The organism is Roseibium sp. (assembly GCF_965233565.1).
Lineage (GTDB): Bacteria > Pseudomonadota > Alphaproteobacteria > Rhizobiales > Stappiaceae > Roseibium.
On record NZ_OZ247494.1, the window covers coordinates 2,752,248 to 2,768,313 of the forward strand.

12 protein-coding genes are annotated in these 16,066 nt (G+C 59.8%); 9 read left to right on the plus strand and 3 right to left on the minus strand.

Annotation, left to right across the window (positions count from 1 at the left end):
• The first annotated feature begins 82 nt into the window (after positions 1-82).
• The 6 genes from secA (at position 83) to ACO6TG_RS12625 (ending at position 8,046) form a co-directional block, all read left to right on the plus strand.
• A complete protein-coding gene (gene secA / locus ACO6TG_RS12600; protein WP_422378481.1) occupies positions 83-2,854 on the plus strand; it encodes a preprotein translocase subunit SecA in 2,772 nt (923 codons plus the stop codon).
• Positions 2,855-2,957: 103 nt separating this feature from the next.
• The gene (locus ACO6TG_RS12605; protein WP_422378482.1) at positions 2,958-3,995 is read left to right on the plus strand and encodes a glycosyltransferase family 2 protein; all 1,038 of its coding nucleotides are present in this window, start codon (positions 2,958-2,960) and stop codon (positions 3,993-3,995) included.
• Entirely contained in the window at positions 3,985-4,416 is a 432-nt protein-coding gene (locus tag ACO6TG_RS12610; RefSeq protein ID WP_422378483.1) for a GtrA family protein, read from the plus strand. The genes ACO6TG_RS12605 and ACO6TG_RS12610 overlap by 11 nt, the downstream gene beginning before the upstream one ends.
• Positions 4,417-4,435: 19 nt before the next feature.
• The gene (locus ACO6TG_RS12615; protein ID WP_422378484.1) at positions 4,436-5,941 is read left to right on the plus strand and encodes a glycosyltransferase family 39 protein; all 1,506 of its coding nucleotides are present in this window, start codon (positions 4,436-4,438) and stop codon (positions 5,939-5,941) included.
• Positions 5,942-6,009: 68 nt separating this feature from the next.
• Complete coding sequence (locus ACO6TG_RS12620; RefSeq protein ID WP_422378485.1) at positions 6,010-7,212, plus strand: adenylate/guanylate cyclase domain-containing protein; 1,203 nt, start codon at positions 6,010-6,012, stop codon at positions 7,210-7,212.
• Positions 7,213-7,248: 36 nt separating this feature from the next.
• Positions 7,249-8,046 carry an alpha/beta fold hydrolase gene (locus tag ACO6TG_RS12625; protein WP_422378486.1) on the plus strand — a complete coding sequence of 266 codons (798 nt, stop codon included), beginning with the start codon at positions 7,249-7,251 and terminating at the stop codon, positions 8,044-8,046.
• A gap of 307 nt (positions 8,047-8,353) precedes the next feature.
• On the opposite strand, the gene ACO6TG_RS12630 is transcribed toward ACO6TG_RS12625, so the two are convergent.
• Positions 8,354-9,538: an NAD(P)/FAD-dependent oxidoreductase gene (locus ACO6TG_RS12630; RefSeq protein WP_422378487.1), complete on the minus strand. Its 1,185-nt coding sequence runs from the start codon at positions 9,536-9,538 to the stop codon at positions 8,354-8,356.
• A gap of 150 nt (positions 9,539-9,688) precedes the next feature.
• On the minus strand, positions 9,689-11,539 hold the full coding sequence (locus ACO6TG_RS12635; RefSeq protein WP_422378488.1) for a methyl-accepting chemotaxis protein: 1,851 nt from the start codon (positions 11,537-11,539) through the stop codon (positions 9,689-9,691).
• Between the two features lie 297 nt (positions 11,540-11,836).
• On the opposite strand from ACO6TG_RS12635, the gene ACO6TG_RS12640 reads away from it, so the two are divergent.
• A complete protein-coding gene (locus ACO6TG_RS12640) occupies positions 11,837-12,703 on the plus strand; it encodes a DMT family transporter (RefSeq protein WP_422378489.1) in 867 nt (288 codons plus the stop codon).
• Between the two features lie 15 nt (positions 12,704-12,718).
• Here ACO6TG_RS12640 and ACO6TG_RS12645 read toward each other — a convergent pair whose 3' ends face one another.
• Positions 12,719-13,630, minus strand: coding sequence for a YihY/virulence factor BrkB family protein (locus ACO6TG_RS12645; protein WP_422378490.1), 912 nt, complete (start codon positions 13,628-13,630; stop codon positions 12,719-12,721).
• Positions 13,631-13,792: 162 nt separating this feature from the next.
• Here ACO6TG_RS12645 and ACO6TG_RS12650 point away from each other — a divergent pair, with 162 nt between their 5' ends.
• Both ACO6TG_RS12650 and ACO6TG_RS12655 read left to right on the plus strand, forming a co-directional pair.
• Positions 13,793-15,481, plus strand: coding sequence for an acyl-CoA dehydrogenase family protein (locus ACO6TG_RS12650; RefSeq protein WP_422378491.1), 1,689 nt, complete (start codon positions 13,793-13,795; stop codon positions 15,479-15,481).
• 187 nt (positions 15,482-15,668) lie between these two features.
• Positions 15,669-16,049 carry a YkvA family protein gene (locus ACO6TG_RS12655; protein ID WP_422378492.1) on the plus strand — a complete coding sequence of 127 codons (381 nt, stop codon included), beginning with the start codon at positions 15,669-15,671 and terminating at the stop codon, positions 16,047-16,049.
• Positions 16,050-16,066 lie beyond the last annotated feature (17 nt).

Consider the following 16,066-nt stretch of genomic DNA (forward strand, 5'->3'; position numbering starts at 1 on the left):
CAACGTGGACAGCAATTGAGACGATTTCATGGGCAGGCGCCGGAATGCCAGATGGCGCCGCCTGTTAGGGAAGGACCGCCACATGGCTGGCCTTGGCGCATTAGCACGTAAGATTTTCGGTTCGGCAAACGACCGGAAGGTAAAGTCATTTCGGGCAGTGGTTGATCAGATCAACGCCCTTGAACCGGAAGTCCAGACCCTCTCGGACGAGGCGCTTCGCGCCCGGACCGATGAATTCCGGGCGCAACTCAAGAACGGCGCAAAACTGGACGACCTTCTGGTTCCTGCCTTCGCCACCGTTCGCGAAGCCGCCCGGCGCGCCCTCGGACAGCGCCACTATGACGTCCAGCTGATCGGCGGTATGGTCCTGAATTCCGGTCAGATTTCGGAAATGCGCACCGGTGAGGGCAAGACGCTGGTCGCAACGGCCCCCGTCTATCTCAACGCCCTGACAGGGCGCGGCGTGCACGTCGTCACCGTCAACGACTATCTGGCCCAGCGCGACAGCGAATGGATGGGTCAGGTCTACAAGTTTCTGGGCCTGACCGTCGGCTGCATCACCCACGGCCTGTCCGACGAGGAACGCCGCGAAGCCTATGCCGCAGACGTCACCTACGGCACCAACAACGAATTCGGCTTCGACTACCTCCGCGACAACATGAAGCATGACCGCGCCTCGATGGTTCAGCGCGAACATGCCTTTGCCATCGTCGATGAGGTCGATTCCATCCTGGTTGACGAGGCCCGGACCCCACTGATCATTTCCGGTCCGCTGGAAGACAGGTCCGAGTTCTACAACACCGTCGATGCCTTCATTCCGCAGCTGACCGAGGAAGACTACGAGCTCGACGAGAAGCAGCGCTCGGCCACCTTTACCGAGGCCGGCAACGAAAAACTCGAAGGCCTGCTGAGCGAAGCCGAGCTGCTGAAGGGCGATTCGCTTTACGATGTCGAAAACGTCTCGATCGTGCATCACCTGCAGCAGGCGCTGAAAGCGCACAAACTGTTCCAGCGCGACAAGGACTACATCGTCCGCAATGACGAAGTGGTGATCATCGACGAGTTCACCGGCCGTATGATGCCGGGCCGCCGGTTCTCTGAAGGTCTCCACCAGGCTCTCGAAGCCCGTGAGAAGGTTCGCATCCAGCCGGAAAACCAGACCCTGGCGTCGATCACGTTCCAGAATTATTTCCGCATGTACGACAAGCTCGCCGGTATGACCGGTACGGCGTCGACGGAAGCGGACGAATTCGCCGACATCTACAAGCTGGAAGTGGTCGAGATCCCGACCAACCTTCCGGTCAGCCGTATCGACGACGACGATGAGGTCTACCGGACCTTTGAAGAAAAATTCGACGCCATCAGCAAGCTGATCGACGACTGCAAGGACCGGGGCCAGCCTGTTCTGGTCGGCACCACCTCGATCGAGAAATCGGAAATTCTCGCCGAGCTGCTGAAGAAGAAGCACGGTTACAAGCAGATCGACCTGTCCGACCCGGCCGCATTTGCAGCCGCCCAGAAGAAGGACGGCGCCAAGTCCAAGGTTTTTGCGGTTCTGAACGCCCGCTACCATGAACAGGAAGCCTTCATCGTCGCCCAGGCCGGCCTGCCCGGCGCCGTGACGATCGCCACCAACATGGCCGGCCGCGGCACGGACATCCAGCTCGGCGGCAACGCAGACATGCAGATTGCCATGGAACTCGGCGACATGCCCGAAGGCGAGGAGCGCAGCGCCAAAGAGGCTGCTATCCGCGCCGAGGTCGAGGAAATGAAACAGAAGGCGCTGGAAGCCGGTGGCCTTTACGTGATCGGCACCGAACGCCACGAAAGCCGCCGCATCGACAACCAGCTGCGCGGCCGTTCCGGACGTCAGGGCGACCCCGGCCATTCCAAGTTCTTCCTGTCGCTTCAGGACGACCTGATGCGCATCTTCGGCTCCGAGCGTATGGATTCCATGCTGCAGAAGCTCGGCCTGGAAGAAGGCGAAGCCATTATCCATCCGTGGATCAACAAGGCACTGGAGAAGGCGCAGCAGAAAGTCGAAGCCCGCAACTTCGATATCCGTAAAAACCTTCTGAAATTCGACGATGTGATGAACGACCAGCGCAAGGTGGTCTTCGAACAGCGGATCGAGCTGATGGACAGCGACGCCATCCAGGACGCGGTTACCGACATGCGTCATGACGTGGTCGACGATCTGGTCGCCAGCCACATCCCCGAAAAGGCCTATCCGGAGCAGTGGGATACGGAAGGCCTCCAGGAGGAAGTCCAGAAATACCTCAATCTCGACCTGCCGGTGAAAGACTGGGCCGAGGAGGAAGGGATCGCGGACGAAGAGGTCAAGGACCGCCTGCGCAAGGCAGCTGACGAGGCCATGGCGCAAAAGGTAGCCAAATACGGCCCCGATGCCATGCGCTATGTCGAAAAGATGCTGCTGCTGCAGACGCTCGACAACCTTTGGCGCGAGCATCTGGCCAATCTCGACCACCTGCGGTCCGTGGTTGCCTTCCGCGGCTATGCCCAGCGCGACCCGTTGCAGGAATACAAGACCGAGGCCTTCACGCTGTTTGAATCCATGCTTGCCCAGTTGCGCCAGATGACCACGGCACAGCTGCTGCGCATCGAGATCGTGACCGAACAGCCGCCGCAAATGCCCGAGCAGCCGGAAATGCATCCCCATCACATCAACCCGCTGACCGGGGAAGATGAAATGGCGCTGGCCGATGCTCAGGCTGCCGGTCTGGGCGCCCGCGATCCCGACAATCCGTCCACCTGGGGCAAGGTCGGTCGCAACGAGGCTTGCCCCTGTGGTTCCGGCAAGAAATTCAAGCATTGCCACGGCGCACTCGTCTGAGATTAGATTTCAGACACCAGAAATCGGCCGGCCCGGATGATCGGGCTGGCCTTTTTTGTGATTATCCGTCAGGTTGCGCCGATCCAAATTCACCGAGCTGCATATGCAAGAAGTTGCCGCCTCCAACATTTACATTTCCCGCAGGGGCGACCAGCGTCCCGATGATCCCCTGATCAGCCTGATCGTTCCGGCCTTCAACGAGGCGGAGGTCATCGGTCATTTTCTAAAGGCGACCCGGCCTGTGCTTGAGGCCACGGGCCACGCTTATGAATATGTTTTCGTCGATGACGGCAGCCGGGATGAGACAGCCAATATCCTGTCTCGCGAACTCAAGAACGGACTTCCCGGCCGTCTTCTCGGCCTGTCACGCAACTTCGGCAAGGAAGCGGCGCTCTCCGCTGGTCTCGAAGCTGCCAAGGGCGACATCGCCATCATCATCGATGCGGATCTTCAGGACCCTCCGGAGCTGATCCTGCAAATGCTTGACGGCTGGCGTGCCGGCTACGATGTCGTCTACGGGTTGAGGGTCGACCGGTCGTCCGACACCATCTTGAAGCGATCGACGGCAGGCATGTTCTACCGCCTGTTCAATCGGCTCGCCAATATCGACATGCCGGCCAACGCCGGCGATTTCCGTCTGATCGACCGGGTCGTGATCGATGCGCTGTTGCGGCTGCCGGAGCGCAACCGGTTCATGAAGGGGCTCTTTGCCTGGGTCGGGTTTCCGGCAATGGCCCTGCCCTACGAACGGCCGCCGCGCAAGGCGGGAACCGGCAAGTTCAACTACTGGAAGCTCTGGAATTTCGCTCTGGACGGACTGACCGGCTTCACCACGCTGCCGCTTCGGGTCTGGTTCTATGGCGGTGCCCTGGTCTCTCTCGGTGCCTTTGCCTATGCGCTTTATCTGACGCTTCGCGTGTTTGCACACGGGATCGATGTTCCTGGGTATGCTTCGTTGATGGTTGCCCTGTTGTTTTTCTCCGGCGTCCAGTTACTGTCGATCGGCATGATCGGTGAGTACATTGCCCGCCTCTTCAACGAGGCCAAGCAGCGACCCGTCTTCATCGTGCAGGACGTCATCGAAGGCGCACCAACCTCACGCCCGACCCGTTTGGCGGACGAGAAGAGCGATGCAAGATAAGCGCCGTCGTCAGACGCTTAAGACCGAGACAGCCGCAGTGGGCAAATTCGCCGTGGTCGGTGTGCTGGCGACCCTGACGCATGCCCTGGTCGCCGCCAGTCTGCTCGAGGCCGGCGTCCTGACGGCGTTTCCCGCCAATATCTGTGGTTTCCTGGTCGCTTTCGGTGTGTCTTTCACCGGGCACTATTTCTGGAGCTTTGCCCACCTGCGCCAGGAAGGCAAAGCCTGGAAAAGCATGACGCGCTTTCTCGTGATTGCCCTGTCCGGTTTTGCGCTGAATTCATTTGTGCTGGCGCTGTGGCTGCAGTTGACACCCTGGCCGGACCTCGCCGGATTGCTGTTCTCGATCGCAATTGTTCCGGCCCTGTCCTTCCTCGGCGCGCGGCTTTGGGCATTTTCCCATCGCCCCGCAGAAACCTGATCATCCCGCGAGTGACCGCATGACCGCATCCCGCGCAGCCCTCCTTTACAGTGCCCTGGCCTGCCTGCTTTATGCCCTTGTTCCAACACTCACCTTTCCAACGCCTCCGCTCGACGTGGTGGAAGGCTTCGCCTGGGGACGGGAGTTGCAGCTTGGTTACACCAAGCACCCGCCCATGCAGGCCTGGCTGCTGGAACTCACCTACCGTCTGACCGGCGGCGGAACCTTTGGCGCCTACTGGCTCAGCGCCCTGTGCGCTGCGATGGGTTACTTCTTTATCTGGAAGCTTGCCAAACGGCTCGGACTGACCGGCTGGCAGGCTTTCTGGTCTCTGGTTCTGACCAGCGTGACCTTCTATTTCACGCTGCCCATGCCGGAATTCAATCCCAACATCCTGCAAGTACCGGTCTGGGCCGGCATGATGCTGTTCTTTCACCGGGCACTGACCAATGGCCACGCAATTGACTGGATTGTTCTCGGCGCATTGGCCGCTTTCGGATTCTACACGAAATACTTCGTCCTTCTTCTGGTCGGCACAATCGGCCTCTATACCCTGCTGTTTCCGGACGCTAGGCGCCATCTGCTCAGCCTTGGTCCCTGGCTGTGCGCGCTGACCTGCATCCTCCTGCTCGTGCCGCATCTCCAGTGGCTCCTTGAAACGGATTTCCTGACGCTTCAATACGCGGCCAGTCGCAGCAAGCCGGCCGCGGGTGTTGTTGGCCACATATTCAATCCGCTGAATTTCCTGGGCGCTCAGATCGGCAATCATGCCGGCCTGTTTCTTGTTGTTTTGGCAGGACTTGGCTGGACCGGCCTGAAGGATCTTCGGGCCAGACGGACGCAGTCGGCCGCCCCCCTTCTCCCGCCGCAGGACCGATTCCTGCTCTGGTTCGCCTTTGTGCCCCTCGCCGTTGTGCTGCTGGCATCCGCTGTCAGCGGGAACGAGTTCGAGCATATGTGGGGCACGCCGATGTTCGTCCTGTCGGGGATCCTCGCAGTCCGGTATCTGGGTTTGCCAAATCTGTGGTCCCACCCGCGCCGCTCCCTGGCTGCGGCCATAGCAATCCAGGCCGTGTTTCTGGGCATTCTCTTCGGTCAGGCCGTGCTTGAGCCTCACTGGAAGACAAAACAGACACGCATTCACTATCCGGGTAGGGAGGTTGCGCAGGAACTTTCCCGGATCTGGAAGGCGGAAACGGGAACGGACCTCGCCTATGTGGCTGGCGACATGTGGTCTGCCGCAAATGTTACCCTGTTCGCCCCCAGCCGGCCGTCCATGTTCTACCTGCACAGCCTGGAGCTGAGCCCGTGGATCAATCTCGACGACGTGCAGAAAAAAGGCCTCATGATTGTCTGGCGAGGTGACCGCGAAAAACCGCTCAACGAATTGCTCGCCTTCTATCCGGAGGCCGTGCGAGATGGCTCCAAGATGTTCCCTTATTCAGCCTCCGGCAGCATTCCCGATGTCAGGGTCAACTGGATGATCGTGCAGCCGGGCAAAGTAGCAACACAGGTTCAAAAATAACGGCGACAGCGGCTGTCGACCGTCTGGAAAGAGAGACAAAAGCCCTCTACCTTGGCGCCATGATCAGTATGGCGGAAATTGACGGCATCGAAGACTGGATGATCGGACAGGCACTTGGCACGCCCGACATGGCCACGATGTTCGGTGAAATGTGTGTGCGTCTGCGCCAGTGCAACGTTCCGGTAGACAGGGCCATGCTCGCCTGGTCGACGCTCCATCCTCTCATTGAAGCCGAACTTGCGTTCTGGGAAAGCGGAAACGCCGTTCAACACGAACAGATCACCCATACCGAGGAAGAAACCGAGGACTGGCTGCAAAGCCCCGTACGTGCCGTTCTGATCAGCGGGGAACCGTTGTTGCGCCGGCGGCTGACCAATGCCAACGCGCCTCTAGAATTTCCGCTGCTGCAACGTCTGTCGGACACCGGCTACACCGATTACATGGTGATGCCCACCGCGTTCGAGATCCCGGCCATACCGAGCGAATTTGCCAGCACGGGCATCGTTGTCAGCTGGGCCACCAGGGACAAGGAAGGTTTCTCCGACGACGCACTGACCGCCATCCAGTACATTCAAAAACGCCTCGCCTTGGCCGCTCGGGCTACGATTGAAGGTCAGATCAGCAAGACCATCGCAGAGACCTATCTGGGAAAGATCGCCGGCAACAAGGTCCTGAATGGCCAGATCCGCCACGGGGACGGCCAGACCATCGATGCCGTGATCTATTTTTCCGACATGCGCAGTTCCACCGCGATTGCAGAGCTACTCGGACCGGACGCCTATCTGAGTTATCTGAACACCTATTTCGAGGCGACGGCCGGCGCGGTTCTGGATCAGGGCGGGGAAGTCCTGGATTTTATCGGCGATGCGGTGCTCGGCGTGTTTCCGATCGGCTCTCAGGGCCTTGAAACCGCCATCCGAACCGCACTTGCAACGGCCGATGACAGCCGAGAACGGCTTAAGGCCCTGAACGCCGACCCATCTCTTGCGCATCCGCTGAAAGCCGGTATTGCCTTGTCCGTCGGATCGGTCATGTTCGGCAATATCGGTGTCGCCCACCGCCTCACCTTTTCCGTGATCGGCCAGACGGTGCATGCCGCTGCGCGGATCGAGAGCCTGACCAAGACCGTCGGAACAGATGTTCTCATGACAGAGGACATAGCCCGCCTCGCCGGCCCGCGCGCACAACCGGTCGGTTCCTTTGAACTCAGCGGCTTTACCGATCCCCAGCCGCTTTTTGCGCTGAATACGTCATCTCCTCTCCGGTCCTGAGACCGGCCTTTCTATTCCCTACTAAAAGCAGACCACATGACAGACCTGAGCCCCAATGCACCCAAAAACCTGCCTTTTCGCGACCAGCCTGCAAGCGGCGAGGAGGAAGGTGCACCGGTTGTCCTGCTGCATGGATTTGGCGGCGACCGGCAGACCTGGCTCAATATCCAGACCGCTCTGGCGCCCAAAAAGCGTTCGCTGGCCTTTGACCTGCCCGGTCATGGCGAGGCGCTGGACTGGCCGCGGATCGGTCATGCCGGTGTCTCGGCAAAGGCCGTCGGCCAGTCCCTTGAGGCGCTTGACCTGCAGCGCGTCCATCTGGTGGGCCATTCGATGGGCGGCGCCGTTGCAGCCCTGATTGCGCTGCGCAACCCGGACCTTGTGGCCAGCATGACACTGCTGGCGCCTGGCGGGTTTGGCCCGGAAATCAATCACCGGCTGCTGCGCCGCTATGCGGCGGCAACCGACCCGGAATTGATGGAAGTACTGCTGGAACAGTTTTTCGGCTGGGAATTCAAGCTGCCGAAATTTCTCGCCAGAACCGCAGCCGAGAGCCGGGCCCGGCCGGGAGCCGTTGCCACGCTTGAAACCATTGCCGATGAAATCATCGACGGCACGGTGCAAAAGACCCTGCCGCGCGACGAACTGGCAGCGTTGCAGATGCCGATCAAGGTGTTGTGGGGAACCCAGGACCGCGTGCTGCCGACCCGTCAGGCCCACAAGCTCCCCGGCACCGTTGCGACTCACATCTTTGAACGTGTCGGCCACATGGTGCATCTGGAAATCCCGAAGGAAACAACGCGGCTGATCCTGCAGAACGCAAGCACGTCCTAGGGTGCGTCGCGCTTAACAAGATCCGACGTTCCTCGGCAGCTACGTTGAAATCCTTGATTTCAGGCAGAAAAACCAAGTCCTGTTAAACACGGTTTGCTCTAACGCACTATCAGACTGCGAGACGCAGCAGAAATCTGCTGCATTTCAGCAATCTCAACCTCATCCTGAGGAGGACCGAAAGGTCCGTCTCGAAGGATCGGCTGCATAGTCGGGTGCTACCGGCCAACCCTGCAAAGGCGCCGCTATCGCGGCTCCTCAGGAAAAGGGCCTTTTGGGATCACGGTCTGCAATCGACAGCGGTCCCGCCTCACGCCTCCGGCAACAGATCGTCGCGCCAGGGTTCGCCAATCACGCGGCGCGCCATCATGTGCGAGCGGGGCGAGTTGATGCTATCGACAGCAATCAGTTGCGTTTCCTTCAGATAGGCAACGTAGAACTTGCTGTTCTCGGTCGAGCCGACGACCTTGGTGTCGTCATAACCTTCTGACAGGCCCGCAATCTGCAGCTTGATGTCGTACTGGTCCGACCAGAACCAGGGCAGCGGATCGTAGTCGACTTCATTCCCAAGCAGGGCCTGGGCAACGATCTTGGCCTGGTCGATGGCGTTTTGCACGCTCTCCATGCGAACGGACCGCTGGTAGCGGTTGGAATAGAACCGCGTGCAATCCCCGGCAGCAAAAATATCCGGATCGCTGGTCTGGCCACAGCCATCGACCAGAATACCGTTGTCGGTTTCCAGTTCGGCCGCTTCTGCGAGCCTGTCATTGGGTTCGGCTCCGACGGCAACCAGCACCAGTTCCGCAGACACCGTCTCGCCATTCGACAACTTGACGCCCGTAACGGCATCACCGCCCTCGATGGCCTTAATACCGGTGTTCAGTTTCAGATCGATGCCGTTTTTCTGGTGCAGCTTTGCGAAATACTCCGAGACAGCCTCACTCACGACCCGCTTCATGGGCCGGTCCTGGGCCTCAATGACACTGACTTCCTTGCCGAGCGACTTGGCAACCGCAGCCACTTCCAGGCCGATATACCCCGCGCCGATAATGGCGATTCGGCGGCTTGCCGAGAGGAGGTCCCGGATCACGTCGACATCCGCGATCGAACGCAGGGTGACAACACCCTTCTTGTCAGCACCGTCCAGTTTCAGGAAGCGGGCATTGGTGCCGGTCGCCAGCACCAGTTTGCCATAAGGCAGCGTATCGCCGTTTTCCAGTTTCAGCCTTTTGGCACCGCGGTCGATCTCAACCACCTTGGTGTTCGGAATATGGTCGATCTTGTTGGTCGTGAAAAAAGCCGGCGGGCGCAGCCAGAGTCCTTCAGCGCCGATTTCACCGGCAAGGAATTTTTTGGACAGCGGCGGGCGTTGATAAGGCGGATGAGGTTCATCACCGATCAGGCGCAGCGGACCTTCGAACCCGCCCTGCCGCAAGGACTGGGCAACCTGCGCACCGGCCTGTCCCGCACCGATGATGACGATATCTTCTTGCATTCCGTTCCGCCTTCTTCCCGCTTGGCTCGGGGCCTGTTCAGAAAAGAATGGCTAGCACGAAGAAAAGCCGTCCGCCAGACGGGCGAAACGCCGCGTTTGACCAACGCGGCGTTTTTTTGAACCAGTGTGTTTTTAAAGGTCGAGACGGGCTCAGGCGCTGCGCACGCCTTGCAGGAATTCAGCCACTTCCTGACGGATCAATGCCCCCTGCTCACCCAGCGATTCTGCCAGGTGCTCGACTTCCGCACCATTGGAACGGGCCAATTCTGCTGCGGAGCCGACGGTCTCCATTCGGGTGACCCCTTCTTCGGACCGGGTCGACGCGCTGGAGACGTTTTCGGAAATCACCTGGACGGCCTCATCCTGCTGCTGCACGGCAGAGGCAACGGCCGAGGCGAGCCCTTCCATGTCGGAGATGATCTTGTTGACGTCTTCGATTGCCTGAACTGCCTGTCCAGACGAGCCCTGGATGGCCTCGATCTGGGTGGCAATGTCCTCGGTGGCCTTGGACGTCTGGTCTGCCAGCTGTTTCACCTCAGCAGCAACAACCGCAAATCCTTTACCGGCTTCGCCGGCGCGGGCGGCCTCGATGGTCGCGTTGAGCGCCAGGAGATTGGTCTGGTTGGCAATGTCGCGGATCAGGCCCATGACTTCACCGATCCGGTCTGCGGCACTGGACAGTTCCTGCATGGTCGCCACCGTCGAGGAGGCACTCATCACCGCCTGCTGGGCAACCTCTGTCGACTTGTTGGCCTGCCCGGCAATCTCCGCAATGGAAGCGGCCAGTTCTTCGGCGGAATGCGCCGCAGAGGTGACGTTTTCCGCGGCCGTGCGCACCGCCCCGGCCGCTTCGCCGGACTGGTTGGCAACGTCATCGGCGGACTGCTCCATCGATTGCGACGTCTGACGCAACTCGCCATTGGCGCGGTCCAGGCTGTCGAGCGCTTCAGACACCGTGCCTTCGAAGCGGCCGATCAGATTGTCCAGACGGGCGACACGTTCTTCACGCTGCTGGTTTTCCTGATCCTGGGCCGCTGCAAGTTCCGCCCGTTCCACGGCGTTGTCACGGAACACCTGCACCGTTCGGCTCATGGAAGCCAGTTCGGTCTTTCCGGCCATTTCCGGCAAATCGACATCGGTCTGACCACCGGCCAGCTCCTCCATGGCCGCCTGCAGGCGCGCCAGAGGCCTGGCAACGGATTGACCGATCAGGATCGCGATGGCCGGCAACAGGATCAACAGGACCAGAATGGTGCCACCGATGGCATAGGCTGCGATCGAGCGCGCGCTTTCCAGCTGGGCGGCGGCTTCTTGTTGCATCTCGCTCGCCACCTTGCTGAGTTCATCGATACGCGGCGGCACGAAGTCAAACAGATGCCCCAGAAGCTCTTCCCTCTCAGCCTTCGTTGCCTTGGCAGCCTTATACTCTTCAAATGTAGCCTTGTAATTGGCCATGTTACCGGCGAGGTCTTTTTTGACCGAGTCAGACATGTAAGCTACTTGGAGTAACTCTTCAAAAACTCCGAACTGCTCACCGAACACTTCCTTTGCAGCGTCGGTATTGTTGAGCGTGTATTCCTTCTCGGCCAGCTGCACGGCCAGGATCGCACGGGCAAGCTTTTCAAAATCCGGCCCGCCACCAAATTTCATCTCTTCCGCAAGCCGATCCTTGACCGCACCTGCAAACTGATTCAGTCCGGCGAGCTGCCCCTGTGTCGCGTCATAGCCGATGGTCTGCTGGACCGCATCCAAATCGGCAAACGCCCCTTTGGTATCATTCAGTGTTTCGCGAACATCGTCGATCTTGACTTTGTAAGCTGCCGCCGCGGGGTTGGCTTCAATCGAGTCCAGAATGGTGTTCGCGGCGACCAGCCCCTCGGAAAACTCATTGAAACTCTCCGCCGAGGGCGAAGCAAGATAGCGCTCTTCCAAAGTGCGCAGCTTGCCTCCGGCTTCTGACAGCGCCCCGACCTGCTCAGCAAGTGAGGAACTGCCGCTCATGCGGGCAAAGGCTGAATTAAGTTCACCCTGGCTCCAGAAGAATACGCCTCCGATTGCCAACAGTCCGACGACCGTGAACAGGCTGAGAGCGAGAATTCTGACTTTGACAGACAAGTTGGCAAAGATGTGAAATGGAGATTGCGATCCGAAGGCCACCGGCGTATGTCCCTTAACACTCACGTTGGCAATCAAGAATTGGATAAAATTGCCAATTTACAGTTAACATCCGCGCAACTCTGCCAATCCGGCACCTATCTTCCGTTACGACAGCTTTCTCCTTAGCCCTTGAGGTCACTCTTGATTTCTCTTGCGAGACTTGCTCCGGCAATTTTTGTCCTTTTGTGGTCGACCGGCTTTGTCGGCTCCAAACTGGGGGCGCCCTACATCGAGCCCATGGTCTTTTTGACAGTGCGTTTTGTCGCTGTCTTGCCGATCCTGATTCTGCTCGCGCTGTTGCTCGCAAAGTCCTGGCCAAAGTCACCACTGGCGGTGTTTCATTGCATCGTCACGGGCATGCTGGTGCACGGGATTTATCTTGGCGGCGTGTTCTGGGCGATCAAGCAAGGCATGCCGGCTGGCCTGTCCTCCATCATCGTCGGTCTGCAACCGGTGCTGACGGCCCTGATGGCGGTCGGGCTCCTGAACGAGGCGATTTCAAGGAAACACTGGCTCTCCATGGCCATTGGCGCGGCGGGTCTTGCCCTGGTGCTCGGACCGAAATTCGACCTTGGCGGCTCGGGCATTACGGCTGCCACAGTAGGCATCGTCTTTGTTGCGGTGGCTGCCATCAGTTTCGGCACCGTCTATCAGAAGCGCTTTGTGCAGCAGACGGATCTGCTGGCGGCCACGGTCTGGCAATATGTGGGAGCACTGGTCGTCACGGTGCCGTTCAGCCTTGCGGAAAGCTGGCAGATCACCTGGTCGGGAGAGCTGATCTTCGCCATGGCCTGGCTGGTGCTGGTGCTGTCGGTCGGCGCCATCCTGCTGCTAATGTTGCTGATCCGGGAGGGCGCAGTCTCAAAGGTGGCGAGCCTGTTCTACCTGGTGCCGGTGGCAACGGCGGTGGAAAGCTATTTCCTTTTTGGCGAAATCCTGTCTCCCGTCCAGATCGGCGGCATGGTTCTGGTGATCGGCGCTGTCCTGACCATTCGCAAGGCGGCTTAAGATCACCTTCAGACGTCAGAAGCTGGGTGGGGTCGCGTCGGCCGGAACCGTCACAGGCTCCTTCAGGCGGTCTTTCCGGCGTTGCCAGTACCGCCTTTGCCGCGAGATTGCAGCATTTAGTTCTCCGCCCAGGATGAACACCAGCGCGCAGATATAGAGAAAGATCAACGCGGTCATGATCCCGGCAAGACTGCCATAGGTGGAGACGTAATTGGCAAAGCTTGCCAGATAGGCACCGAAGGCGCTGCCCGCGATGATCCACATGACAAGCGTCGCCAGCACACCCGGCCAAAGGTCGCGAAATGACCGCTTGCCGGCAGGCAGCAGCCAGTGCGTCACGAACAGGCCGATGATCAGCAGAGACCCGGCGAGGGTGAAGCGGGCCACATTGATCGACAGCAGAAACGATTCAACCTGCGGCACATAGGCCTGGAGGGTTTCCAGCGCGAGCGGCGCCAGAACCACCAGAAACGTGTAGGACAGCAAGATGGCCGCCCCCAGCAGGACCAGTCCGAGCGACTGCAATCTGAGCAAGATGATCGAACGAGGTTCGGTCTGCCGATAGGCCCGGTTGAGCGCCGTGCGCAGAGCTTCGACTCCGTTCGACGCGAACCAGAGCGCGGCAACCGCACCGAAGGTCAGAAGATCGCCGCGTCGGACGGTCAGCACATTGTGGATTTCATTGACCACCGGTGACGCTACGCTTTCGGGCCAGGCGTCGAAAAGAAGATCGGAGACGGTGTCGGCCGCACCGGTCATGCCGAAAAAGGCTGCCAGCGACGCAATGAAGATCAGCAGCGGGAACACCGCCAACAGACCGGACAAGGCCACATGGCTGGCCATTGCGAAACCATCGTCGCGGGCGAAATGGCCGATGGCGTCCTTCAGGACGGCATAGATTACCAGGACTGTTTGTCGGACGCGCATGGGCTTGATGTGGCCCCGAGGCGGCCGATCCGTCAAGTCCGGGGGGAAAAAACCCCATCCTCCAAAAGGTCTATAAATTCGCCCTCGACAAATGCCGGTGTGCAACGCAACATAGCTTCAAGAAAACGCCCCCGGGCGCAACAAATGAAAACGGAGATCGCCATGTCCACCGCAGCCCTTCCGGCGGCAGATAACCGGGAAAACCTTCACGAGCGCACCGAGGCCGCCGTCGAGACGCTCGACCGGCTGCTGGATCTCGCAGCGCAGCGCGTCCGCGCGCTGGTCACAACCGACGGCAGGATCTCGGCCACCCGGATGGAAGAAGAGCAACGGGCAACCCACGGCCTTGCCTGGCTGGCAACCTATGTCGAATCGCTGCGCCAGCTGAACGCTTATGCCCTCAGGCTCACGGAGGAAGGCCGTTACGGCCCACTGGAGGACCGGATTGTCCAGTTGGGTTTTGCCGAATACCTGGCCCAGATTTTCGGCGGCATTCCGATGAACCAGGGTGAATTTGTCCGCCTTGCCGATCTCGGACTGACCTTTCAGGAGGTCCAGGGCCTGCACACGCCCGAAATCGCGGCCCTGATCGATGCCGGCAACACGCCCGACATCCGCAGGGAAATCACGCAGCTGATCCGGGACCAGGCCGGTCATTCCACCTTTGGCGACCCCGGCCTCGACGAAACCATGGAGCAGATCCGCAACGAAATGCGGCGTTTTGCCGAAGGCACCGTCGTGCCTCATGCCCATGAATGGCACCTGAACAACGACTATATTCCGCTCGACGTCATCGGCCAGATGTCCGAACTTGGCGTCTTCGGCCTCACCATTCCCGAGGACTATGGCGGGCTCGGGCTCGGCAAGGAAGCCATGTGCGTGGTGTCCGAGGAGCTCTCCCGGGCCTATATCGGCGTCGGTTCGCTTGGCACACGCTCCGAGATTGCCGCCGAACTGATCCTGTGCGGCGGCACGGAGGAGCAGAAACAGCACTGGCTGCCGAAAATCGCGTCCGGCGAAGTCCTGCCGACGGCCGTCTTCACCGAACCCAATACCGGCTCCGACCTGGCTTCGCTGAAAACCCGTGCCGTCAAGGACGGGGACACCTGGAAGATTTCCGGCAACAAGACCTGGATCACCCATCCGGTGCGTGCCGACATCATGACGCTGCTGGCCCGGACCAATCCGGACGAGCCCGGTTACAAGGGCCTGTCCATGTTCATCGCCGAAAAGCCCCGGGGCACGGATGAAGATCCGTTCCCGGCGGAAGGCATGAGCGGTGGTGAAATTGAAGTGCTCGGCTACCGCGGCATGAAGGAATATGAGATCGCCTTCGACGGGTTTGAGGTGAAAGGCGAAAACCTGCTTGGACAGGTCGAGGGCGAAGGCTTCAAGCAGCTGATGCAGACATTCGAAGGCGCTCGTATCCAGACCGCGGCCCGGGCGCTCGGCGTGGCCCAGTCCGCGCTTGACCTCGGTCTGAAATATGCAGAGGAGCGCATCCAGTTCGGCAAGGCCCTCATCCACTTCCCGCGTGTTTCGGACAAACTCGCCCTGATGACGGTCGAACTGATGATCGCGCGTCAACTGACCTACTTCTCTTCCTGGCAGAAGGACAGCGGCAAACGCTGCGACCTGGAAGCCGGCATGGCCAAGCTGCTTGGCGCGCGTGTTGCCTGGGCAGCCGCCGACAATGCCCTGCAGATCCACGGCGGCAACGGCTTCGCGCTGGAATATGCAATCTCACGCGTTCTGTGCGATGCCCGGATCCTGAACATCTTCGAAGGGGCTGCCGAGATCCAGGCACAGGTCATCGCCCGCCGCCTTCTGGAAACCAGAGGCAATTCATAAGCGCGAAACAGGAGGCTGCCTTTGCAGCCTCCCTGCGTCATTCAACACGTGAAAAGGCAACGCCGGTTCTGCGGTTCCTGACACTGTCCGAACCGGTGCAGACCTCTCTGCTGGATGGACTGCGGTTGAACTGGCGGCGTTCTGCCCCCAGATTGTATGTCATGCAGGATCACGAAAGACGCGGCTCATGACATCTTCGTTTTCATTTGAGGACCTTGGTTTCGACCCTGAAATCCTGGGACCGGAAGAAGACCAGAAGCTCACCGTGCGGCAAAAGCTCATGGCGACCGCAAGGAAGGCGGCGCGCCAGGTCCCGTTCATGGAAGACGTCATCGCCGGCTATTATTGCGCGCTTGACCCGTCAACACCGGCAAAGGTGCGGGCCACGCTTCTTGCGGCTCTGGCCTATTTTGTACTTCCGGTCGACACGATCCCGGATTTTATCCTCGGAATCGGGTTCGGCGATGATGCCACCGTGCTGATGGCGGCAATCGCCATGATCCGCAGTCATATGCGCGACGACCACTACGATGCCGCGCGTGAAGCCCTCAAGGACGGCGATCTTTGAACTGCGCAATCTAAAGT